Source organism: Bacillus cereus group sp. RP37, assembly GCF_040459695.1.
Lineage (GTDB): Bacteria > Bacillota > Bacilli > Bacillales > Bacillaceae_G > Bacillus_A.
In genome coordinates this window covers 72,709-97,722 of the sequence record NZ_JARVHP010000002.1, presented here as the reverse complement: position 1 = coordinate 97,722, position 25,014 = coordinate 72,709, and the positions used below count along the sequence as shown (strand labels likewise).

Sequence of the window (25,014 nt, the reverse complement as noted above, 5' to 3'; positions counted from 1 at the left end):
GAATCCACATGGATTCTTTTTTATGTATTCTAATCAACTTTAAATCGTTCGAAGATTACCAAATAATAAACCTCTTATTACTTTAACACTAAAAACGTAGCACTCTAGATATTAATGTGTCAATCACTAAAATTTATTTTTAGTAAGGTATGTGAAATTATTAAAACCCAAATAAAAAGCCGATTTTTACAGGTTATTATATTGCGAATTTAATAACTCTATCTAAACACCTCTCACTTTCTATTTGTATTAAATCTATTTTTTCAATGTCCTAAAACCTACTTAAATATTAAAAGGTAGTTTTTAGTTTTATAGAGGATTATAAAAGAAACAATTGACTCTCCCTACGAATCCAAATGTGTAACTCACGACGACATTCGCACAAAAACTTAGTATATAAAATTACTGTTTTGGAATTATATAAAAGAATTTTATTATACATAACAAGTAGGAAGTGAGTAGTCAATTATGAGAGTTATGAGAATTGTAAACAGCATACCTGTTGAACTAAGTGACGAAACCAACAACGATGCCGAGCCGAGTATTGCAGTGAACCCCATTAATCCTGACGAAATGGTGATAACCGCTTTTACACCCTCAGGATTTATTGGATCATTGTTCTTCTCCACAGACGGTGGCGAGAACTGGAGCCAGGCGCTCGATATTCCGGATGGAATGCCCCAGGATATAACTCCAGCCTACTCCAGTTCTGGCCAACTGTATTTAGCATTTGTAAACGGTGCTTCTGGCGAAAACGATTTTCTAAATGTGGCAAGAACTACTGATTTCAATACCATGGCCCAAATCATCGATCCCGATCCGCATCCAAAAGCGGACATGCCTTGGGTGGTGGCTACTACGGTGTTTGGCGGCCCGGATAACGGCAAAGATCGTCTCTATGTAGGATACAACAGCAAACCACCATCAGGGAAGTCAGCAACTGTTTATATTTGCCAAGATGCGAATGCAGCAAATCCGCAGTTTTCTAAACCTTTAACGCTCGATTCACGAAATCCGGTACCAAGTGATAGTTGGGAAATTCGCCCGACCGTCCACCCTGATGGGACTGTATACATTGCATATAAAAGACGAATAGATGTTAGCGGTGATCTAGAATTTGCAGACATAGTTGTTGTGCGTGATGATCATTGGGGAGATAGCGGAACGCCGTTTACCGCCTTAACTGATTCAAGCGATGGCCTGGCTGGTAAAATAGTGGTACATTCCGCAGAAATTTGGACTAACAATTACCAGCCATTCTTTGGATATCGACTCGGAGCCAACCTCAACATTGCTGTCGATCCAACTAACAGCAGTATTGTTTATATTGCTTGGTTGGATGGAAGGCCACGCCATAACACGTTGCGAGTGCGCAAGTCGGTAGACAGAGGTGTTACCTGGTCTAACGATCTGCTCGTAGTAAGTGATGCCGATGTACTCATTGTCACTATGGTGGTCAACAATAAGGGAAAAGTCGGACTTACCTATCAACAATTGGTTAACAATAAAGTAGAGACGCATTTTAGGACTACTGTTGATGGAATCAACTGGGACGATACTCTACTAGCTCGCACTGACACCCCTGATAGACCCTCAGTATTATCTGCAGGTGATTACATGCGAATGGACACGGTGGGTGAGGACTTTTATGGTGTGTTTCCAGCTATGAATACGCCTGATCCTGCCAACTTCTTCCCAAACGGTGGCGGCACTTTTCGTTACCAGCGTAACACTCAAGGGACATCACTGGTTGGTTCCGACGGCGTGGCAGGGATCCGCCCATCAGTTGACCCTTTCTTTTTCAAAATCCAGGAAATAGATGACTGTTTTAAAGCTTCCCACTTAGAGGCATTATCTAGATTCCCGGACAACTTGGATGTATTTTGGATTGGACCTGAAGGTGCCGTCTGGTCTAACTGGTGGGGCAAATACTTTAATAATGGTAAGCTGAACACTCCATTCAAAGTATCAGATCCCCTGGATCCGAAACGGGAACCTAAAGATCGGCCAGTTCCAGCCAGCTTAAATTCTCCAGTCTCAGTTGTATTGATGCAAGATCCATATGTCTCCCCAGGGCACCGTATGGATGTATTTTGGATCGGAATCGACGGCGCTATTTGGTGGTCCTGGTGGAATGAAGATATTACATTCTTCTCACTACCACGCAAGATTTTCAATCCCTACGATTCAAATCTGGATCAGCCAGTTAAAGCTAGGCTGAATTCTCCGATAACAGCCTTGTCTAGAACTGCCAATTGGATAGACATCTTTTGGATCGGGGAAGACGATGCAATATGGACTATCGGGTTTAATGGCAATTATATGACTGAATTAGACCAGCCGAACCCCGTGCCTAGGAAAATTTCAGGCTCGGTTAAGGTCAGCAAATCTTCACCATTGCAGGCATTTGCTCGCTTTGAAGATATCCTGAATGTATTTTGGGTTGGACAAGATGGACAAGTCTGGAGTACCTGGTGGGGCCAATCATTTAATAACGGTAATTGGAATCCTCCCTCTACAATATCGGACCAAGGAAGTCCATATGGAGGAAATTTATAGCGCTAATGATATTTGTGATTTGAACCATAACTTTGCCACTTTGGCAAGATTATGGTTCTTTTTATCTGTGGCAAAGTTTTAGTTACAAAATAGAAAAATGAATTGATATTTACACTAACAGAACTAGATACCATTTTATATCAAGCTTTTTTGCTTAGCGTACGAAATTCGCGTTTTGTTGATGCTCCCCCTATCTTATTGTTGTAAACCGCGGAATGTTGGTGAGACCCCTTACACCGTTCCGTTAGAAATGGTCATAGACATTTGAGCGTAATTACCGCTATCGCTAGGGTCATCTAATTGTTTTTTAGGAATGTCCACGATACCACCATGGACAAGATTAAGAGAAGTAAATTCCTTACTTATGAGAGTGTCGTCATTCTCCATAAGAGCCCACCACACCATTACACGTACATCTCCGATTCCGATTTCATCATCATTTTCAATTACCTCTGCTGAAACTATCAAATGTACATCGTTATTAGGATGAGTTATATCCCAACGGTCTGATTTAAAACCGCCAGATGGAACCAAAATTTCTTGATAAGGAACATCTACTAAGTTTGAATCATCCCCAAAGAAATCAGCATCTCTAAGAAAAACCTTTACATTACTAAATCCAATTCTGCGTGTCATATTAATTCCTCCAAATAGACAGGTATGAACCATGGTATTATGAATAAAATAACTTCATTTGTTGACAATAGGGAAATGATTACTCCCTTTTTGACTATTCCTCATCCTCAGATTTACATGCTGGAGGTTGTAGAATTTCCGAGTGGAAAGTAAAACGAAACTTGGATATAAATGTATTTTATCTTTTTACTTTAACCTGAACCAATACTCCATAGCATACATAAAAGGGCTAGAATGTATCCAAATTGCATTTAAACGTACAAGATTCTTTTTCGATATGGAGACCCCTTATACAAAACAAATAAAACAACATACACGAATATCCCGGTATTGATTTAGGGCAAATCAACCAGGCGATTTTCACTATGTATTGTTAGTAAATCAAATAACAACATATATCCCTATGCGATATTTTTTCAGACACTTGAAATATAGAGGTGCACCAGGCTATGTATGTGCCTGATTATTCGTGACGATTTTCTGTTTCTTTTCGATTGAATACACCATGATCAGTAGCTTAACCAATCGAACATTATGCATAAAAAAAGATTCATTTAACCGCATTATAATCATTTCCAAAATTCTTATATTTTATACAATTTGAATCTGATATATAGTAAGGTATGTGAAATTATAATCTCGTATAAATAAAAAGAGCGTGTTATTTACACCACTTTTAATTTATTATATAAAAATGTTTCTAACTTGATTTTGCATTATGATATAACCTCATAATCATCATAATTTCCATTGAATCCGCATGTTTTTAGTATATCCATAAATTCTTCTTCACGTTCTTTATCATAACGATTAAAGAACCAAGTGATATCTTCAGTTTTTCCGAGACCTTTGAATAATCTCATTAAATAAACCTGATCTACATCACCATATGAAAACCCAAATGAATATATTTCTTTAATTTGACGTCCAGGGATCAGCTCTGCAAAAAAGAATTCATGATTTTCTACTATTTTATCAGTATCTTTTCTGAATTGTTCATGGATAAATTCTTCTTCTTCAAAACCAGAATTCCTGTAGTCTGCTCCATGCCCAAACTCTACGTTATCCCCAACCACTCCATGTATGTGGACTACCGCATCTTCATTCACATTGTAAACATCTTCTAAAGTCTTTGTGTAGTTGAAATTAAGGAATAGGTCATCTGAATTAATTAATTTTTTAAAATCCTCCTTTGAATTAGCCCTTTCTATACTAATCTCATTCACCCAGCTATAAAAATACTCCTTAAATATAAAAGCACGGTTTTTTAGGGTATCTAGCAATATATCGTTGTTCTTGTATCCATTGCTACTTAGAAATCCGTCATAGTTTATATCACCTAACGTTTTTTCTAAATTCGACCATAAGCCCCCTCCCTCAATTTCATTTATTGCATGGAATAACAAACCAAACATTACACCACTATTCTCAGATATATCTTTGCCCGATGATATCGCTTTTTTCACATCAGCGATATCATCGGGGCATTCTTTTTCTAAATAGTTTTTGAAATGTTCATATGTCGATTCAATACCGTGCGCAAGATCAAACCCATTTCCAATAATAAATAACTTGTTTGAATTGTTCATATTACTCCTCCTTATATATCTATCAGTATATAATCTATTAATAATAATTTGAATAATTTCTAAAAAGTATATTTCTGCACAGTAGAAATATACTATTCAATAGAAAAATGAGTACACCGCTCAATGGATGTACTCATTTCCAAAACTTCCACCATGATTTTCTTTTTGTTGCTGCTATTTCTTCCTGAGCTGATACAATCGTACGTTTAGCATCTTGAATCTCTCTGACCATCTTCATAAGGTTATCATCACTTAGCTCTAATCTCTTTTCTATCCTTTCTTCTCGTTCCTTTCGATCTTTCATATCTTCCATTATTAATTTATTTCTTTGCTGAATGTCCTCTTCTATTAATTTATTCTTTTGATCTATATGATCACCTAGTCTCTTTTCCATTTCTAATAGATTTGCTTGCTGCACCTTATTAAATTCTTCTATCATAGCGCTATTTTGTTGTTGGAATTGATACTGCATTTGGTAAGGAACTGGATCTGTACCCTGGGACTCCTCTTTCTTATTAGCGATTCCAAACTGCTTTGCAATCATTTTCGCTGCCTTTTCCAATGTCATACCGTCTTGCTTACTCAATTCTACTAACTGTTCAATAAGTACAACATCAAACTCTGTATATTCCCTTCTCCCTCGACTATTCTTTCTCACTTCATACCCTTCACGTTCCATACAATCCGAATACTTTCTAAGGGTGCTACCGCTTACTCCCAAACGACTATAGACCTCATTGCTGTTATATACTATTTCTGTTTCTGACATAGCGCTACACCACCTCCTATAAGCATAATTCCATATCCAAAGGTTAATACCTCTTAAAATCCATCGACGAAGCTCGTACGGTCTTTGCTGTATTTTGTCAGAATGGAGATTAATAGATCACTTTATATGTTACCTTTATCAGTAATATATAATAAGGCACTTCTAAACTATCTAATGTAGCTTTAAAATAAAGTGTAATTAAATTATTACTAATAACCTTGATATAAAGACAAATATAAAGAGCATGTTTTGAAAAAAGATTAGCCAAAATGGATTCTTTTCTTTTTGGATGACCTTTCCGTTTCTAAAAAAGTGTGATTAAAACTCAGTTAGAATTCTTTGATTGAAGAGATAAAGCATGGCACTATAACTACTCTAATATGGTAAGATTGTGAAAAGGAGGGGTATCATGTATTCAAAAGAATTGATGAAAGGTGATCTTATGCAGCAATTGATCATCATTCAAAGTATAAACTTTCAGCACAACACCCAAAAAATCACACTTGATAGTAACGGAAACATAGTTACAATTAATCCTGAAAAAACAGTTCCTTTAGATAGCTATAATCTTAGTAGTATTGAGCATCATTTAAAATATGATTTTGATTATCAAGAAGCATCTGTTAAATTTCTAATAGGATATTTAGTAAAAGCAAAATCCCTTAATTTTATAGATTATGTCTTCGAAGAAATATTTGAAGAATTCCAATTATACTTAGAGGGGAAATATGTTTACAGAACTATTGCGTTAATCCATCATTTTGACATTCAAAATGATGAAATTCAACTTTCAGATTTCGTTATCAAACCTGTAGACAAAGAGAATATAGAATATTTTTACAACACATTAGAAATGTATAACACTCAGCATAATTTTACCTTTAGACACAAATTTGATTCTCACGAACCTAATGCAAGAGTGTTGTTGGAACGGAAACAAGTTTTAAGTGGTTTTGAAGATGATAATTCATTTAGAGAGAAAATTGAAAAATTAGCTGAGAGTATCCTTCTATATAATGGCACTCTCAATCACATATATTTTTCACCTATTATCACATTTAGTTATTTTGCTGATAATGGAATGATTCAAACAATCAAACATATTAATAAAGTGCATAATAAACTGAGAAAGAAAAATGTGATTATTAAATCCCCACAACTACTTACTGATTATTTCAATAAACTTATTCAATTACCTACCAAATCCATTGCTCTCGATAGGTTAGCCTCAGCTCATAACAAAATAGATTTAGGGGACAAATTTATTGATTTAATAATCTCTTTAGAATCAATGTATCCTTCTGTCAGGGGAGAATTGTTATTTAGGATATCATTATATACAGCGGGATTATTAGATGGTAGCCCAGATACATATAAGAAAGTGAAAAATTTATATGGCATAAGGTCTAATTTGGTTCATGGCAACTCAAACCTTCCCCAAGAAAAACTAGCCAAAGAATTAGAGGGATTAGATAGAATTGTGCGACAAATTATAGTCAAATCCTTAGATTATAGTATTCAGGGTGTTAAGCTCGAAAAGATGGAGGAAGATATTATTAAAAAGCTCTTACCAAATTAAATGTTACATAGAAAGCAAAGGAGGTACGACTTCAAATCTAGTATCTCCTTTTAGATTTTCTAACTATATCCAATTTATCAAAAATGAATTATAATCTCTCTACCCCTGTATAGCAGAGCCTACTTTGTATTTAAGATCTTTCGTTTCTTCCAGTTCTTCAGAATCTACAAGTTCTTATTTTAATTCCTTATTGAACTAATCTAATCCGTTATTGGAAGAAAAATTTTTAAACACTACAGAAATGACTTTAATATCTCTGCACAGTCACAACACTTTAATGTGTTTTAAGTACGTTCCTTTCAAAACATGAAATACAAAAGACTTGCTCAATAAATAATTATAATTATTAACATGAAAAAGGCGTATCTTATTTATTAGATACGCCTTTCCACTGTTTTTCTATACAACTACCAAATAATATTTTTATCTACTTTGAAAGATTTACAATTACATATTATCTATTTTTTATAAGGTTTATTAAACCAATAGTGTTTCCTTCATCTATTTTATGATTAGTAACTCTTTGTAATTCCTGAATCGTTCTTAATTCATCTATTCTTCTTTCATTATGTCTTTCTTGCTCAAATATATTCACACAATCTTTATAGTTATCTGCTCTATAATTAGAAAGATAATTCTCAAACCTACTAATTGCATACGGATAACGATAATCTACTGGTATCTTTAATATATCTAATTGTTCTACTAATTGTTTCTCAGCTAGTATTAGATTCGTCAATGTATGATTATTTTTTTCAACTCTTTTCTTTATTTGTATCCTATTTAATCTATAAATTACCTCGGTATACAATCTTGCCCCTAAATATATTGAACCACCAAAACTAATCCATACAAATATAAATCGTATTATTGCAAAATACTCTGGAATTATACTAAAAACTAATGCAAAGGGAATAAAAGCTATAAATATAAATACTATACTTAAGATAATATTTAAGAAGTTTGGAAGTTGATCTAGATCAAAATATGGACTACTTAATCTATAGTATTCTTTCCTAACATTATACAATTTTCCTACTAAAGGTTTCCCCTCACAAATATTATTGAAACATATTTCTCTTTCCATAGATGCACCTCTTACACAATTAATAATTATATATATTAATATATTATATTTATAATATCAATGTTTTATTACTATTACATACTAAATAGACTACGCTGGGTATCTCCTCTTACATATTAACTGTTTTTATTGATACAAGTCATAAATCGTAAATTTTGACTATGCGGTTGAGAAGGAATGCTATAAAATGAAAAAGATGATGCTGAAAAATCAAGCAATATTTTCACTTGATTTTCCCATTTCTATTCCCTACATAATTCAAAAGTAGTACCATGTTAGCCCCAATAAATATTGCAACGAGTCCTATAATAATCAAACCAATAATGTTGAAAATCAAACATATATATATTAATTTATTTGTATATCATTATTATTTATGTCATAATTTAATAGTTGTTAAATTAAGTAAAATTATTACATTTTGCTTACTTAATGATTTATAATAAAAAACCAATAAAGATAAAATTCAGCGGAGTTCTTTTCTGTTTCACCTCCGTAATTATATAAATTAAAGGAACAGGGACATATTTAGCGAAGTTCTTACCCATTCACCTTCGTAATGATATAAATGAAAAGAATGGAGATTAAATTGTTATGTTCTACTACAGAGCACAAAAAACTGCCTCCCAATTGTTAGATATGTCTAACAATTGGGAGGCAGTTTTTTTCTATTAAGAACTACAAATACTCTTTGTACAAAAAATCAATGACTAAGAAACTCTTAATGATTCAAGGGTGGCTTATTTAAGAGATGTATTTTCAATTTATTTATATTGAAATCCACCATGTAGCGTCATTCTTGAGTCAATAAAGACTTATACAAATTGTAGTATACCGTGGTAGTTGATGTCTCTTAATCCATAATACATTACTGAGTCTTTTTTTATTAGTACAAGATATAAATCGTCAGTTTGAATTATATAGTTGAGAAGGAATGCTAATAAAAAGGAGGAAGAAAATGATGAACTATCAGGAAATATTCCCCTCATTAAAAAAATCTCTTTTTATCTTCATGTTTTCTCTCAGTATGTTAATTTTCACACTTCCAGTACCAGCCTTTGCACAATCCAATAACAATGCAAATCCTGTTACAAATTACTTTGTATCTCAAACAGGTAACGACCTCAATCCCGGCACATTAGATCGACCTTTTGCTACCATTCAAAAAGCTGCTAACGTTGCTAAAGAAGGAAGTACAATCTACATACGAGGCGGGATTTATAACCAAAAAGTTCGTGTCACTCATTCTGGTACCTCAGGAGCACCTATTACTTTTCAAAATTACCAAGATGAAAAAGTCATTCTTGATGGTTCTAAAGTCAAGTTAGAAGATGATGGGTTATTTACAATAGAGGACAAAAATTATATTCAGGTAAAAGGATTAGAGTTTCGCAATTTAAAATCAGCAAAAGTGAACGAGACCCCTATTGGTATTTATATTACTGGAACAGGGAGTCATATCGAGATTAGAAATAATTATATCCATCACATTGAAGCAAATGTAAAGGATGGAAACGCACACGGCATTGCTGTCTATGGTACTTCATCAAGTGCACAAAATAACCTAAATCATATTGTCATCGATAATAACGAAGTAACAAATTTAAAATTAGGACTGAGTGAAGCAATTGCTGTGAATGGGAATGTAGATTCTTTTGAAGTTACTAATAACAAAGTACATGATAACAACAACATCGGAATTGTTCTGATTGGACATGAAGGTGTATCACCAGTAGCTTCTTTAGATCAAGCACGGAACGGACTTGTACGTAACAATATTGTCCATCATAATTCATCTATCAATAATACCAGTTATAATGAATATTCAGCTGATGGTATTTACGTGGATGGTGGGAAGGAAATTATTATTGAGCAAAATCAAAGCTATGAAAACGACCTTGGTATTGAGGTGGCAAGCGAACATGCAGGAAAAAACGCAAGCCAAATTACCGTTAGAGACAATACGATATCCAATAATATCATGAGTGGTATTGCAATTGGTGGATATGACAATCAGCAAGGATATGCTGAAAATAACACGATTACGAACAATGTAATTTATAAAAATGATACAAAAGATCAAGAGAGTGGCCAAATCGAATTAAATTACGATACCCGCAACAATGTAATTATTAATAACCAAATCTATGCAAGTAATAGCCGTATTTTTATTAGTAATAATTTTAATAAAAACACTGGAAATAAACTTGATTATAATCAATACTATGGAGAATTCGATCAAAGTAATGGTGTTTGGCAATGGAAACGAAAAACGTATAAAGGATTTTTATCTTATCAGGCAGGGATGAATCAAGAAGGAAATGAACAACATAGTGTATTTAGCAAATTGTCTCCTTCATTCAAACTTATTTTAAAATGAAGCAAATTTACTAAAATGACTTTATCTTAGCACACTTCAAATCCCCTACCCTATAATGGCAGGGATGAATTAAAAATTGCAGTTTCAATTGAAACTGCAATTTTCCCATGCTTATAAAGACTCTACATTTATTCTGTAAGTACATAGGTGTATCTATAATTATATTAGTAAGCTGCTGCTAATTTCTCTAAATATTAAGTCCTATTACCTCCGGAGAAATTAATCTATTATTAATACAGTAACAATTATATTAAAAATATAATCCTTTATTATTAGTATTTCTTTTTATATTTAATAGAGATAAATATCATGACTGTTAACCACCATATTTATGATACTATATATAATAATACAATTAATAAAATGGAGGTCTACAACATGAAAAACATAAAGGAATTCCTCAACAAACCATTTATTAAATACCCATTAGCTATCATTTCAGCTATAGCTATAATAAAAACAGGCCATGATTTAGGTTCCTTTATCATAAAATTTAAACATAATTAAATCGTAAAAAGGAAATTGATTTTTTTAACAAATGGTCCATTTCCTTTTTATATTTTATCGCACCTTTTTTCAAAACATATTAAAAAATCATTTACATATTCCTGAATTGACGCTTTAAGGCTTATAATAAGAGATGATATTCTAGACTCCTTTAGAATATCATCTCTTATTTTTTTATTTTACAGCAATCAGTAAATTGTTCTTACATGCCTTAAAACTTTTGAAAGAAGAAGTTTCTTTAAACAACTAGTATTATAAGAAATTGTCACTAAAGAAGCTGCTGTTTCTTTTATTCCCCAAAAACTGAATCGCTTTGCTATACTTCTCCAATCGTTTTAGGTCTTTATCTGTTATCCTAGCAAGTCTTGAGCGATCAGAATTATGTTTTAAGTCTGCAAGTTTAACTGTACGGGCGAGAGAATTTTCTTTCACTCTGCTGAGATACTCAAAATAAGGTGTGTATTTCTCTTTTGTCAGTACCTGCACTGCCTCAACTACGTTATGAGGTATATCAGCATTTATTGAACTACCCCCACTTTCACTTCGTTTAGAAGTGAGGAATTCCTAAGTAAAGAGTTCTATCGAACTCTAATTGATTAGGCTAACCCCGCAGTCCTTGCGGTTAGAAGCCTTATCGCTTCATTCTTTAGATTGATACTTGCGTTAATATCCCTATCATGGTGTGTACGACAAGAAGGACAGTCCCATTTACGTAGGTTTAGATTTTTAACGTCTTTGTTTTGATATCCACAACAAGAACATAATTGGCTAGAAGCAAATGTTTTCGATACGACAATGACTTGTTTGCCATACCATTTTGCTTTATATTCCAACATGGTTCGAAACTGTGACCAAGATACTTCACTAATTGCTTTTGCTAACTTATGATTCTTTAACATATTTGATACTTGCAAATCCTCTATACCGATAACATCGTGGTTTTTGATGATTTCAGTTGAGATTTTGTGCAAGTAATCTTTCCTAGCATTTGATATGTATTCATGAATTCTAGCTACCTTTACTCGTTGTTTATTCCAGCGAGAAGATCCTTTCATTCTTCTAGAAAGAACACGCTGTGCTTTCGCCAACTTATCTTCTAATAATCGGAAAAACTTCGGATTTTTATAGGGTTTACCATCTGACAAAATAGCGAAATCTTTTAGTCCTACATCTATACCAATGTAAGAATGTGTTTTCGGAAGTTCTTGTACTTCTGTTTCAACTAATAGTGACACAAAATATCTGCCAGAAGGGTTTCGTCTAACAGTCGCATTTACAATACGTCCCTTTACTTCGTGGCTTTTGGCAAATCGAACAAGGCCTAGTTTCGGCAACTTTATTTTGTTCCCTACAACGGCAATGTTTTCATTTGTTTGTTTTGTGGTGTAAGATTGTACGTTATTCTTCTTAGATTTAAAGCGCGGTGCGCTGTTTTGTTTTTTAAAAAAGCGAGTATAAGCATCGGCAAGGTTGCGAACAGACGACTGAATCGCAATACTATCCACTTCTTTTAGCCAAACAAACTCTTTCTTCATGGCAGGTAGTTTGGCAGAGCATGTCCCATAGGTCAAGCCTTTTCCTGTCTCTTTGTATGCGTGATTCCATAAGGATAGGAAATGATTGAATACAAAGCGGGAACAACCAATCGTTTTGTTGATTAGAATTGCTTGTGCTTGATTTGGATAGATACGAAACTTATAGGCTTTATTGATCATCATTTCATTCACCTCCATTTCGGTATATAACTATTATACACCGAACGTACATTCGATAGATAGTGAAGTAACACTTTCTGTATGTCGAACAATTAAGATGGCTTCCTGCCATCCCTTGTTCGAAGCCAATTCATCTCCCACCTACTCACTGGGCTGTGACCCTTCACGCTCCTTGAGGAAGGAGTCTTCTTGGCTAAAATGATAAATCAGCAGCTATTATCTCAGTATCTTCAAGAACATCATGCAAATAAGCAGTAACTTTCTCTTCGGCCGTATTTACAAAGCTAGCAACTGTCTCAAGGTGTTTGAAGTCATACCAGCTGTATCTACTTGTCCAGCATAGGCTTCTTAGCTATCTCATGAGCTATTTTTATAAAAGATGCCATCCTCTCTGTATATTTCTACAAAAAGTATAGCGTTTTTGATTATAGGGGGCACCATACATGCCCATCAACTTAAGGATGGATACAAAACAAAATTTTGTTCATTTGAACTGAAATCTCTCCAAATGGGGGATTTATTAAAAATAAGCACGCAAAATAAACCCTAACGGGTTTCATTTTTTCACTATGCAGCTTTCTTTTGCTTGCTGCATCCACTATACTCATAGATAACACCCATAATATCAAAGACAGTCTTTTTTTCGTATCTATGAGATTTCCGTCCGTTTTGTTGTAGAAGGTGAAACAGGCGGGTTAGAAGCTTTGTTATCTCTTGGGTGTTTTGTATGGATTGATAGAGTAGAAATAGATGGTCTTGAATCATTCCAATTGCTTTATATTCACTTAATTCTTTTTGCTTCTTCTGTAATAAAAGTTGACGCATTTTAAACATGGTAGAAGAACATAAGAAAATAGCGATCAGTTTTCCGTATAAATGGCACTCTATTCTTTCTTGTTTGACAGTGCGACAATGATCTATATCAAATAATGATTTCCACGTTTTAAAAACAATTTTTATCTGCCAGCGTAATGTATACAATTCATGTACTTGTTCCATCGGAACCCACTCCCAAGGTGCATTTGTCACATATACATTTAATCCCGCTACTAATTTACTTTTCTCTAAATAGGTTCTGTGTTTTGACTTTTCTTTTTCTGCAATTTTCTCTAGGCGTTTTTGTAATTGTGCCGCTGTTAAACGATGAAAAACGAGACGTGAAAATAACTGCTATTTATCTCCAATATAAGCTTGCTGATATTCTATCGTTTCCCCTGGTTGGAGTTGATTCAAAATCTGTATGACATTGATTTGTATGTATTCTGATTGTTTTTAATGGAACCATTTTTAAAATATTCCGGATCTGGATTTTTTACATATACGTTTGTATTTAACTTTAACCGCGAAATATAATACGTACCTCGTTGATCCATTTGATCTAAATCCTCTAATGAAAAATATCCTAAATCACGAATACATAAATCGCCTGGCCGTAACGTATCTAAACATTCTGTTCCGAATGTTTTATCATTATTTTTTCCAGGTCCCACTTGAAAATTAAGAAATTGTCCACTATGCAAATCATATTCTAATTGAATTTTGATCCCAGCTGTTTGCGCACAGCCACCTGAACCAGGATATATATGTTCCAAAGTATGGGGTACTTGAAACATAGTGGCATCCATGATGCGAATACGTTTAAAATGCGCAAAAAGTTGGCTAGAAATGTGAGTTTGTTCACAGATTTTTTGTTGTAACAACAAAGAAAAGATATGTTTTAAAAATAACACTGATTTTTCGTTAAATCGTTTATTTAAGCCCTCCGGGCTAAGTACAGTACCTGTAACTGCGTGAAGTCTACTACATAATCGTACTAAAGGATCACTGGCCACCCTTTGACTAATCCAAATACAAATGGTAGCTAAATCTGATCCCGAAAATTTGCGTTTTCTCTTTACAAACTTCATCTCTCTTGCTAGTTCTTCCAAAAATTCGGGTGTGATATAGCGCTGTAATTCTTCCGCAAATGGTTGTAACTCCTCTTGAATCGAGAGATTTATAAAAAAACGTCACCCTTTCTCATTTATATTATGTAAGAAAGAATAACGTTTTTTTGTACTTAGGGTAGTAAAAACCCTTCAGTTGATGGGCATGGGTGCCCCCGCATAGGTAATGCTAAATGAAGAAGGGTCATTAATACTTGACCTTGTCCGTATCCTGTATCTACCATTGAATTCCATGATATTCAAATTTTTTTATCCACATGCGGACCATTTCGTGATTCGCTCCTAGTGATTTCGCGATGTCTTCTATACTTTCATTTCCATTTTAATAATGTATAACTGCATTCATTTTGTCTTCTGCAATAAATTTAGTCATAAAAAAACTGCACCTCTGATTGTTAGACACAGTCTAACAATCGGAGGTGCAGTTCACATTTATCAACCTGTTTATGTTTTTTTCAAACTTTGCAACAGAACCACCCTATTGATCATATATAAAATAAGAAAATTCGCATTATTTTCTCGCAGAAATAGGTGGAACCGTAATAACTATGTCATGATTTTTTAACTGTACGCGAAAAATATATACCGGTTGAGAAAAACCTTTTGTATCAGTGACGTGCTCCAAATTATACTCTGTAATGACTAATGTCTCACCTTCAAATTCTTCACCCGCTTCGAAAGTTCCCATAGGATAAATGTCTCCTTGTTTCAGCTTTTGAAATGCTTCTTTTGGAGAAATAATTTCGACGTCTCGCACTATTTCACCTTTAGAATCGTAAACAGGCATTTTTTTACCTTCATTACTTAACTCTAGTGATGTTTTTATAGTGACATGAGACATATCTGTTTTTCTGTAAGGATCAAATGGCATATTACCAAATTCCTTCATTTGATACGAAATAATTATTCCAAGTGCGACGAAGCTTACTGCAGTAGGTAAGATTAAATATTTGACTATTTGTGTGTGTGATTCCTTTTTTTTAATAAAAATAAGAATTATATTTAATATACAATACCCAAGCATCATTCCTATAGTATTATGAAGTAAATCGTCTAGTTCCGCACTTCCACGAAGTGTTATAAATTGAAGAGTTTCAATAAATAAAGATGTTGTAATTGAACTGATTAACATCCATTTTGCTTTTAAAAAAACTTCACTAAATAAAGGTAATAAAATCCCTAACGGCAACAGCATACCTATATTAACAAAGATATGAAAAAAAGAATTAAATGAAAATTGATTCCATGCTTGTTGATACTGGCTTAGTACATCGAAATCAATTGTTCTTACAAAGATATTCCCAGCTGAACGACCAAATGTGGTAGCCATTATTAAAAGAGAATAATATCCTATTATTGATATAAATAATATAACTTGTCGTTTTGTAAATTTCTTTTCTAGTTCATTAATAAAATTCATTTTACACCTACTTTAAAAATTCCGCCTAATCCATTGATAAACCTTGCATATCCTGGTATTGCTTTTCTAACAACTTGGGATTCTTATATTTACTAAAGAAATAAGATTCCGCCATGTATTACACTTTTTTTTGAAACTTTGTTGTTCTTTTCTCCTTTCATCCTTACAAAGAGCAAAACCTCTCCTGACCATAATTTGTAGATTTATTTTTCTCCTACCTCTGTCTATTAACAATACTTGATTATAGCTCTGTAACCTTTTTTATTCATCTCGTGTTATTCTACGAATAGTTTAAGGTATAAGCACTTTTTATTTGATATTTAGTTCTGGTTCACTGAAAACATATATTCTTTGTATGTTTTTCGTGTGGATAGAATAAGCCCCATCATTAGCATGTTCGAAAATAAAGAGCTTCCGCCATATGATAAAAATGGAAGTGCAATACCTTTGACAGGCATTAATCCCACAATCATACCGATATTTTGAAAAAATTGTAACATTAGAACGCCTACAATTCCTGCGCATAGTAAGGTGCCGAATAAATTATTTGCGGAATTACCAATTATAAGTATTCGGGAAAGCAGTAAGAAGAATATGCATATTATAAAAGTGGCAACTATAAAACCGCCTTCTTCGGCAATTGTGGCAAAAATGAAATCAGTATGTTTTTCTGGAATATAAACATTTCCAGAACCGAAGCCTTTTCCTTCTATTCCTCCACTACCAACAGCTAAAATTGATTGTTGAGTTTGATATCCCTGATCTGTATGCTGAAATGGATCTAACCAGCCTAAAATTCGCGATTGTTGGTGAGGCTTTAATAAAGTAACTAACTTATTGAAGAAAATATCTGGATATTTTACGTATATAAATATTAAAGCAGACAATACAGTCATCGGAATTCCTGCACATAGTACGATTAACTTTTTTTGAATTCCTGACATAAATATAATACATGCAATGGCTGCTATATATAGGAACACCATTCCCGTATCGGGTTGACTATAAACAACTAACGCTGGTGGAATAGATATCAAAAATATTTTACCAATCAAAAGTAAATCAGTTTGAAATGTCCGTGCCATATACTGTGCATTATGTTTTACGACTAAACTTGCGACCAGAAGAAGTAAGGCAAGCTTAAAAAATTCAGCTGGTTGAGTAGCACCGATAATTGGAAATCTAAACCATCTTTTTGCACCTGATATTTCAGGTGTAAAACTTGATACTGGTAATATCTTTAAGATGATAATTGAGATGAACCCCACAATATAAATCGGCCAAGCTAATTTTTGTAATTGATCTAAATCGAGATTGGCAACAATTAATAATAAAACAAATCCGATGGCGTAATTTACCATTTGTTTCATAGCAAAATTTTGGTTACCATATTGCCCGGTTTGCTGACTACTATATATTGCAACAATACTGGTGACACATAATATGAATAAAATGAATATTAGTTTCTTATCTAATTTTTTAAAAAAAACTATTTTTTCCACCATTTCAACCCCCTAGCCATTGTGGTATATACTTTTTATAGGAGCTATCCTGTTTTTTATGTGTACATTAACATTTATTAATATAATTTTACAATAATAAGGATACATTGAACATTCTCAAAATTATCCATACTGATTAGACTACTTTAAAAAGGTGTATGATTAGTTTGGTAAGGAAAGTTTATTTAAATAGAGACATTATCAACCTAATATTATTTTGTAGAATGTGAAATGGTACCTACGGTAAAACCTAAATTCTCGTAACTTGGTGGAGTGCTTTTTAAATCCTGCCTACTTTGCATGAGTCACTCCAAACTTATCAGAAACAGACATGTAGTCAGACTATTTTTAGAATACGGGTATCACTATGACCTGATTTAATAGATCTCTCACATGAATCTTAAAGTTCTTACATTAAAAATTTTCTGAAATATATTTTGAATTTTTTCGGAGAAGTTCTTCAATAAGTTTTGCTTTTTCATTCACCTTTGTTGCATATGTGAAATCACCATAACAATATGGATACCTAAAATTTTTTTTATTTCCACCACAAGTGTACATCTCTGGATTTTGATCAACTTTCATCTTAGAAAAATTTTTGGCCGAATCTTCCGAGTGTTGTTTAACTTCTTGACTAGCAATAAAATCAATATACCCTGGTCCCATATTATAGCTTTGAATAATTGTATCCATGCTAACATCTTTTTCCGTTCCATATTTGTACATTTGAGCAAAGTGTTTTACCCCTTGTTTAATGCTCGAGCTTGTCTCTTGAATTTCATTTGGCGTTAATCCAAGTGATTCAGAAGACTGCATAGGATCGTTACCCTCACCTCTACTCTCCTGGTACATAATTCCTAATAAAACTGCTGTTTTCTCTCCTAAATTATATTTTTCTAATTCTCTTTTCAAGGTGGGCTCATATTGCAATAAACGTTTTTCGGCAGCAATCACTTTATTTCTTTGAATATTGGTTTTATGCTTAACATAAAATATTCCAAGCATGGTTCCTAAACCTAAAATACTAATATAGAATAATATAATAAATCGTGTTTTAATCGTATCCTTCATATACTCCTCCTCGTATTAAAAATTCGTACCTTTTCGGACTCAAAATTATTTCTTTTAGGTGCAAAGTTTAATATAGAATTTTAAAGAAAAACTACCGCCTGAATTGGAGGATTTTTCAAAGGGGGTTATTCTTTGAATCGTTTCCGTACCCCTACAAATGTCACACTTTTTTTGAACTTTGCTGTTCTTTGTTTTGCCCAATTGATACATTTCTTTTCAATTAAATGATACGATAATATAGAACAAAGTATTGTCGTTGTAATACATAAGATAAGAAGGAAAAGGGTGGGTATCTTTGCATACAAAAGTTTAAAGAGTACCATAGTGATTGGAAAATGACATAAATAGATACTATATGAAATTTCCCCTAAATAAACAAATACACCCTTATTTAAAATAGCTTTTACCTTTAGGTTATTCATTGCCATAATGATTATTATACTAACACCAATTACGACACCCCAATCTTTTAATAAGAAAGTAGTATCATTACTAGAAAGCCCATAAATCATAATGGAATATAGATATAGAAAGACCCCTAATGCGATAAAAAGTTTTCTGTTTAAGTTTTTCATACTTCTATATAATTGAGTAAGTTCTTCCTGATGTTTAAAAAGTAGCATTCCTACCATAAACATAGATGTGAAATGCAGTGTATCGGCATAACCATTATAAAACCCCTCAGCTTTCCCAATATGCAACATATTAAGGAAAATACCAATTAAAGAAAAGCTCATAGCAAACAGTAGCGTTTTCTTCCAACTCTGTTTATAAAACAGAAGGAATAACAACGGAAACACAATAGATATACGCATTTCTTGAGCTAATGACCAGATAACCGGATTATAATTATCCGTAAAAAAGTTATTCAGAAGTACAAAGTGATTCATAATATCTAAGTTTGTTATTGGCCCTTGCCACTTATCATAGAACCAATCTCGTAGTCCCGTAACTTCATATGGTGAAAACAAAACAAATAAAGCAAAGGTGATGAATATCCAGAAATAATAAGGGATATAGATTCGTACAAATCGCTTAATTAAATATCCCCAATAATTTGTTTTTGAATGATAGAGTGCCATAGATAGCACAAAACCACTGAGTACATAAAAAACGATTACAGCTTCCCCACCAGCCCATAAAAACCTAAGCGGGGAAAATTTAATAGAATTAGGCAACGATGGTAGCATTAAACAAAAATGTCCAAATACAACTGTAATAGCCGCTAGTCCTCGTATTGAGTCTAATTCGTTTATTCTCTTACTCATAAAGTGTTCTCCTTGTATATTGTAGTTTTTGCTGTTAATAAAGTTCATTTCAACCCTTGATACTACAAAAAAAGTTGTGTATCTTTTAAAGAGAGTTTTCATATTCATGCATAAATTATACAAAGAAAATATAAAATTTATCTAAAGTTTTTTTTAAAGTTTATCTAAAGTTTTTTTTAAAGTTTATCTAAAGTTTTTTTAAAAATTTATCTAAAGTTTTTTAAAAATTTAGATATTTTTTAGATGGTATTCCAATTTATTAAAATACATAAACATATTTATGTATTTTAAATGCTAAAGTCTGTGTTTGTTCACAGGTTTTTGTTGTAACAATAAAGAAAAATATGTTGTAAAAATAAAACCGCCTTTGTATTTAAGCGTTTATTTAAGCCATCAAGGCTGAGTAAGGTATAAGTGGCTGCATGAAGTTTACTACATAATTGTACTAAGGGAGCATTTGCTACTCGTTGACTGATCCAAATACAAATCGTAGCTAAGTCTAAGGCAGAAAACTTACGTTTTCGCTTTATAAATCCGATTTCTCTTGCAAGTTCTGCTAAAAATACAGGTGTAATATATTGCTTTAATTCTTCAGAAAATAGTTGTAATTCATCTTTAATCGAAAGATTCATAAAAAAACGTCATCCTTTCTATTTAGCTTTTTAGAAAGAATAACGTTTTTTACAATTGGGGATAGTAAAGATTCTTAAGTTGATAGGCATGGGGGCACCATATCATTTTAAGAAAATTGTACGTTTGGATACCATTTGAACGCATTTCAGCCGGTTCCCTGTACGTTACGGAACCGGCTACTTAATTTACTACCTTCTTATGATTATGAATTTAACAAAGATAGAGTAGAAATCATGTATGAAATAAATGTAAGTAACACAAACAAGAATATAAACATGGTATTGGAAACACATCGTGCTATTCTTTTTTTCATTTGAACTTGCTTTATTTTTTTAATTTGGTAGGGTCAATTTGAAGTTGTGCTTTCCAAGATCCAGATACTTTTCCAATTCTGTTTATGTTTACATCTAACGTGAGCGGTTGTTTGAAAGAACCTTTTCCTTTAGGACCTTCGATAAATGTGATTACACCTTCTGGTCTATCCTTAAAACGAATACCAATTTCCTTTAATTCTGCACCTGATGCTTTTAGTTCGAATGGTCCATCACTTCCTCCTTGAATAAATGCTAATTGTCCGAAGTACCCATTTTTCTTATACTCTGGGTTATTTTCTTGTTGACCATTTACTTTGCCGTCATCTTCAAGTTGTAACCCTGTTGTATCAAATTCAAACGGTACTACATTTCCATTTTCTTTTTCAATTTTGTAATGAACGGATATACGTTCATCCGCTACATATAATTCTTTCAGATGTACTGTAACACCTTGATCTGTAATCTTTTCATCAAGAGGAATAAATTGTCCTTTTGTAACGTCTCTTCCTTCATCAATAATCGTATCATTTGAAATTGCATTGGAAAAATAAGAGGCAACATCTGTAGCTGCCACTCGAACTTGTGGAATCATAGCTGTTGCAAAGAGCCCTGCTACCGCTACTGCAGTATACATGAAACGTTTTGATTTTTTATTCATATTTGTAAACAATCCCTTCTTCGGTTCAGTTTTTTCATTGATATAAGAAACATTTTCTAATTTTGTGTGACTTTCAAATACTTTCCACGCTTGGTCAACATCAATCTCAATTTCTTTTGATGAATGTACTGTTGCTTCCTCTAACTTGACATTTTCCCATTGATTTAATTTGGTGATTTCGAGTAATAAATCTTGGCATGCGTTACAAGTATCTATGTGTTTTGTGAATTCTTTTCTTGTCCCATCAGATAATTCACCATCTATATATGCTTGAATAAATCCCATATCATAACAATTCATTTATTACGCCTCCTCTAATTGTTGATAGATTTTACGAAACTTTTGCTTGGCTCGTACTAATAATGTTCCAATAGATGATATGTCGATTTGTAGAACCTCTCCAATTTCTTTATATTGAAAACCAGAAAATTTCATTAATAAAATGGTTCGATCTTTCTCATTCATTTCACTTAGCGCCATTTGTACTTGTGCAATTTCTTCTTTTCTAATCCAATCATCATCTAGGGATGAAATGTGCTGTACTTCATGATATTGTATGGTTTTATCTACTCTCGCCTGATGCCGTTTTTCGGATCTTAAATACTTATAAGCTACAAAAGTAGATGATTTTATTAGCCATCCAGATAAGTTCTCAATCCTCTTCCAATTGTTGCGGTATAACTGTAAAAATACTTCTTGTGCCAATTCTTCAGCAATCGTCTGGTTTTTGACAATCCAAACAATCTGTTTCACAACGTACACATAGTTTTGTTTAAATAAATCTTCAAATGTCACATCTGAAACAGGCCTTTCTTCCCTTTTTATCTTAAACATGTCGGTTAAAACCTCACTCTCATTTGATGCCTGTATTATAAAGAACCCGGAATAGCGATTTTTGTGACAAAAATTTTTATTTTTTTATATGTACAAAAAAACATTCATCTTTCAATCAGATGAATGTAAAAATTAAAATCATTTTGGTTTCTTGGATTATTTGTGTAGTTTAAACCAAAAAACAAATTATAATAATCTAAGACCATTAAGAGACAAAAATTATATCAAAAAGTAATAAAGAAGTATCCAGTTCCTTAACGTACAGGGAACTGGTTCATTTGTGTCTAAACGTACAATTTCTTTTTTTGATATTGTGACCCCTTAAAGGGATTCAAATTCATTTTAATTTGAATTAGGCCCATTTCCCTTAAGAGTATTTACTATATTAATAAGAAAAATTAGCCCGAAGATAAGGAATAATAAAGGGTGTATCCATGTTCTAAAACTAACAAGAATTATAATGCAAAGAATACAACCTATAATATCAATGCTAAAAAACAACTTGCCCTTTATTGTTTTCAGTTATAACTATTACCTTCCAGAAGCCACTTTTAATTTATAATTCTCAATATAATAATAGCATACGTTTTAGTTTTTAACTTTTTTCACACTTAATTAATTTAGTTGATTCTGGTGCAAGTAATACTGTTATTGTGTGCACCCGGGTAGCAAGATAGCAATAACCCCTGAAATTAAAAGTAAATCTGACCAGATTGAAGAATCCACTACCAAAAATCTAACGAAACAAAAATAAACAAAATATAGATTTGAATTATATTTCTCAACAACCAAAATTACTTAATGTGGTAAAATAATAATTGGATTGGCATCCAATACCATATTACGATGGTTCAAATCGCAAGAAGGCACCTTAGGGTGTCTTTTCTTTTGTTTGAAACACATTCTGGCAAAATACATGTATCTTTGTTGATTTACGACTCATATAAACCAACAAACTTCGTATATATAATTTGTTACCCTAAATGGGTTGAAAATACGAACAGTTATAGGAGGATTTTGTGAATGGTAAAAACAGCTTGTGCGAGTATTATTACTGGCATTCTTTTAATATGTTCAACAGGATGTGCCACTCAAACTGATTCTATTACAGCTAAAACTCAATCAATAGATGAAGGCACATATACAACAAAAGAGATCACAGACGCATTTCCTGTTGGGACACCCATAACTACCTACATTCGAAAAGAAGAAAAACTGAAAGTAAAACAGCTCACCAGTATTACGCTTACAGATGGTGGCGTCGGTAGAGTTCTGGAAGCAACGGATGGTTTTGTTGTTGTATGTGGGAATGAAAAAGGAGTTTTTGATGTGTTAATATTTAAAACTTTGGAAGAAGTAAAGAAATATGAACAGAATTTAGCGCGATAATTAATATACTCCTTGTGCCTTTTACACAGCAATTGCCCCCCTAGCTCTTGCTATGGCTTTTCCTATGCACAGTATAATTGCATCATAAGTAATCACACGTTATAATAATCACCTAATTACATATGCAGAGGTGCAGAAAATGAATAAAACAGAATTAACAAAAGTAGTAGCAGAAAAAGCTGAACTTACACAAAAAGAGGCTGCTGCAGCAACACAAGCGTTATTAGATACAATAACAAATGCGTTAGCAAATGGAGAAAAAGTACAGATTCTTGGTTTTGGTACATTTGAAGTACGTGAAAGATCTGCACGTACAGGACGTAACCCACAAACAGGTGAAGAAATGCAAATCGCGGCTTCAAAAGCACCTGCTTTTAAGGCTGGAAAAGAATTAAAAGAGGCAGTGAAATAAGTATACCTATTGAAAAGGGTTTGATATTCATATCAGAACCCTTTTCAATAGCCTTTTGTACATAAAACAAAAAGTAGATAAAAACATTAATAATATAGAAGCATTATATATTTTCTCTTTATTTATATACAGCTAGTTTTTGTAATATTTGTTCTTATATAACCAACCATTCGCTTGCAATAATACTATATACAACTGCATCCCTTACATAACCATTTGGCAGTTGTCTCTCGTTTCGCAATACACCTTTTTTTACAGCACCAAGCCTTTCAATTGCGCGCTGAGCTTTTTCATTTCGTAAATCCGTTTTTATTTGCACACGTAACATATGTAATTCTTCAAAAGCATATTGCAATAACATATACTTACACTCAGTATTTATACTTGTACGATGTACACTGGGGTGATACCACGTTTGCCCAAGTTCAACCGTTTTGTTATCATTTGAAATACTGTACAAACGTGTACTGCCTACAATTTCATTCGTTTTCTGATCTACAACAACAAATGGTAAATCAGTTTCCCCTTCAAAACCTTTTATTGCTACTTGAACATACTGCTCCATATCTTGATAGCTATCCATTTTAACTGTTAAACACTTCCATATTTCCTTATTTTCTTCCACAGTGGTAAATAAATTTTCGACATCATTTACATGCATTAATCGTAACATGACTCTATTATTTACTATTTCCATAAATGTATTGGGTTTAATATTAGATGTAGCTTTCTTTCACATTATTTAC

General features: G+C 33.0%; 17 protein-coding genes and 4 pseudogenes. 5 read left to right on the top strand and 16 right to left on the bottom strand.

The window, feature by feature from the left end:
• Positions 1-468: 468 nt before the first annotated feature.
• Entirely contained in the window at positions 469-2,559 is a 2,091-nt protein-coding gene (locus tag QCI44_RS28815; RefSeq protein ID WP_353811577.1) for a PLL family lectin, read from the top strand.
• A 231-nt stretch (positions 2,560-2,790) separates the two neighbouring features.
• Here QCI44_RS28815 and QCI44_RS28810 read toward each other — a convergent pair whose 3' ends face one another.
• The 3 genes from QCI44_RS28810 to QCI44_RS28800 all read right to left on the bottom strand — a co-directional run bounded on the left by QCI44_RS28810 (position 2,791) and on the right by QCI44_RS28800 (position 5,553).
• Positions 2,791-3,195: a hypothetical protein gene (locus tag QCI44_RS28810; protein ID WP_353811576.1), complete on the bottom strand. Its 405-nt coding sequence runs from the start codon at positions 3,193-3,195 to the stop codon at positions 2,791-2,793.
• 716 nt (positions 3,196-3,911) lie between these two features.
• On the bottom strand, positions 3,912-4,784 hold the full coding sequence (locus QCI44_RS28805) for a bacteriophage abortive infection AbiH family protein (RefSeq protein WP_262744302.1): 873 nt from the start codon (positions 4,782-4,784) through the stop codon (positions 3,912-3,914).
• 133 nt (positions 4,785-4,917) lie between these two features.
• Positions 4,918-5,553 carry a DUF3967 domain-containing protein gene (locus tag QCI44_RS28800; protein WP_353811575.1) on the bottom strand — a complete coding sequence of 212 codons (636 nt, stop codon included), beginning with the start codon at positions 5,551-5,553 and terminating at the stop codon, positions 4,918-4,920.
• A gap of 409 nt (positions 5,554-5,962) precedes the next feature.
• On the opposite strand from QCI44_RS28800, the gene QCI44_RS28795 reads away from it, so the two are divergent.
• The gene (locus tag QCI44_RS28795; RefSeq protein WP_353811574.1) at positions 5,963-7,132 is read left to right on the top strand and encodes a hypothetical protein; all 1,170 of its coding nucleotides are present in this window, start codon (positions 5,963-5,965) and stop codon (positions 7,130-7,132) included.
• A 454-nt stretch (positions 7,133-7,586) separates the two neighbouring features.
• Here QCI44_RS28795 and QCI44_RS28790 read toward each other — a convergent pair whose 3' ends face one another.
• Positions 7,587-8,219, bottom strand: a complete 633-nt coding sequence (locus tag QCI44_RS28790; RefSeq protein WP_173601923.1) for a hypothetical protein — start codon at positions 8,217-8,219, stop codon at positions 7,587-7,589.
• A 961-nt stretch (positions 8,220-9,180) separates the two neighbouring features.
• Between QCI44_RS28790 and QCI44_RS28785 the strand changes: the two genes are divergently transcribed.
• Positions 9,181-10,599 carry a right-handed parallel beta-helix repeat-containing protein gene (locus QCI44_RS28785; RefSeq protein ID WP_353811653.1) on the top strand — a complete coding sequence of 473 codons (1,419 nt, stop codon included), beginning with the start codon at positions 9,181-9,183 and terminating at the stop codon, positions 10,597-10,599.
• Positions 10,600-11,358: 759 nt separating this feature from the next.
• Here the strand turns inward: QCI44_RS28785 and QCI44_RS28780 are convergent.
• The 11 genes and pseudogenes from QCI44_RS28780 to QCI44_RS28730 all read right to left on the bottom strand — a co-directional run.
• A pseudogene (locus QCI44_RS28780) lies at positions 11,359-11,628 on the bottom strand (hypothetical protein); the annotation flags it as partial.
• 74 nt (positions 11,629-11,702) lie between these two features.
• Positions 11,703-12,824, bottom strand: a complete 1,122-nt coding sequence (gene tnpB, locus QCI44_RS28775; RefSeq protein WP_353811573.1) for an IS200/IS605 family element RNA-guided endonuclease TnpB — start codon at positions 12,822-12,824, stop codon at positions 11,703-11,705.
• Between the two features lie 199 nt (positions 12,825-13,023).
• Positions 13,024-13,207: pseudogene (locus QCI44_RS28770) on the bottom strand (GTP pyrophosphokinase); the annotation flags it as partial.
• A 181-nt stretch (positions 13,208-13,388) separates the two neighbouring features.
• A pseudogene (locus QCI44_RS28765) lies at positions 13,389-14,821 on the bottom strand (IS4-like element IS231Q family transposase).
• 457 nt (positions 14,822-15,278) lie between these two features.
• Entirely contained in the window at positions 15,279-16,187 is a 909-nt protein-coding gene (locus QCI44_RS28760) for a VanZ family protein (RefSeq protein WP_353811572.1), read from the bottom strand.
• 320 nt (positions 16,188-16,507) lie between these two features.
• Positions 16,508-17,692 carry an FtsW/RodA/SpoVE family cell cycle protein gene (locus QCI44_RS28755; protein ID WP_353811571.1) on the bottom strand — a complete coding sequence of 395 codons (1,185 nt, stop codon included), beginning with the start codon at positions 17,690-17,692 and terminating at the stop codon, positions 16,508-16,510.
• 411 nt (positions 17,693-18,103) lie between these two features.
• Positions 18,104-18,760 (bottom strand): lysozyme family protein, encoded by a 657-nt coding sequence (locus QCI44_RS28750; protein ID WP_016089906.1) that lies wholly within the window; start codon positions 18,758-18,760, stop codon positions 18,104-18,106.
• Between the two features lie 125 nt (positions 18,761-18,885).
• Positions 18,886-20,028 (bottom strand): acyltransferase family protein, encoded by a 1,143-nt coding sequence (locus QCI44_RS28745; RefSeq protein WP_016135800.1) that lies wholly within the window; start codon positions 20,026-20,028, stop codon positions 18,886-18,888.
• A gap of 304 nt (positions 20,029-20,332) precedes the next feature.
• A pseudogene (locus QCI44_RS28740) lies at positions 20,333-20,660 on the bottom strand (IS4 family transposase); the annotation flags it as partial.
• A 325-nt stretch (positions 20,661-20,985) separates the two neighbouring features.
• Entirely contained in the window at positions 20,986-21,933 is a 948-nt protein-coding gene (locus QCI44_RS28735) for a DUF4179 domain-containing protein (RefSeq protein WP_353811570.1), read from the bottom strand.
• 3 nt (positions 21,934-21,936) lie between these two features.
• Positions 21,937-22,467 (bottom strand): RNA polymerase sigma factor SigX, encoded by a 531-nt coding sequence (locus QCI44_RS28730; RefSeq protein ID WP_016135797.1) that lies wholly within the window; start codon positions 22,465-22,467, stop codon positions 21,937-21,939.
• A gap of 1,023 nt (positions 22,468-23,490) precedes the next feature.
• On the opposite strand from QCI44_RS28730, the gene QCI44_RS28725 reads away from it, so the two are divergent.
• Together QCI44_RS28725 and QCI44_RS28720 are read left to right on the top strand one after the other, a co-directional pair.
• Positions 23,491-23,856, top strand: a complete 366-nt coding sequence (locus tag QCI44_RS28725; protein WP_016089901.1) for a hypothetical protein — start codon at positions 23,491-23,493, stop codon at positions 23,854-23,856.
• 139 nt (positions 23,857-23,995) lie between these two features.
• Positions 23,996-24,268, top strand: a complete 273-nt coding sequence (locus tag QCI44_RS28720; protein WP_353811569.1) for an HU family DNA-binding protein — start codon at positions 23,996-23,998, stop codon at positions 24,266-24,268.
• 154 nt (positions 24,269-24,422) lie between these two features.
• On the opposite strand, the gene QCI44_RS28715 is transcribed toward QCI44_RS28720, so the two are convergent.
• Positions 24,423-24,965: a GNAT family N-acetyltransferase gene (locus QCI44_RS28715; RefSeq protein ID WP_033659935.1), complete on the bottom strand. Its 543-nt coding sequence runs from the start codon at positions 24,963-24,965 to the stop codon at positions 24,423-24,425.
• Positions 24,966-25,014: the final 49 nt, after the last annotated feature.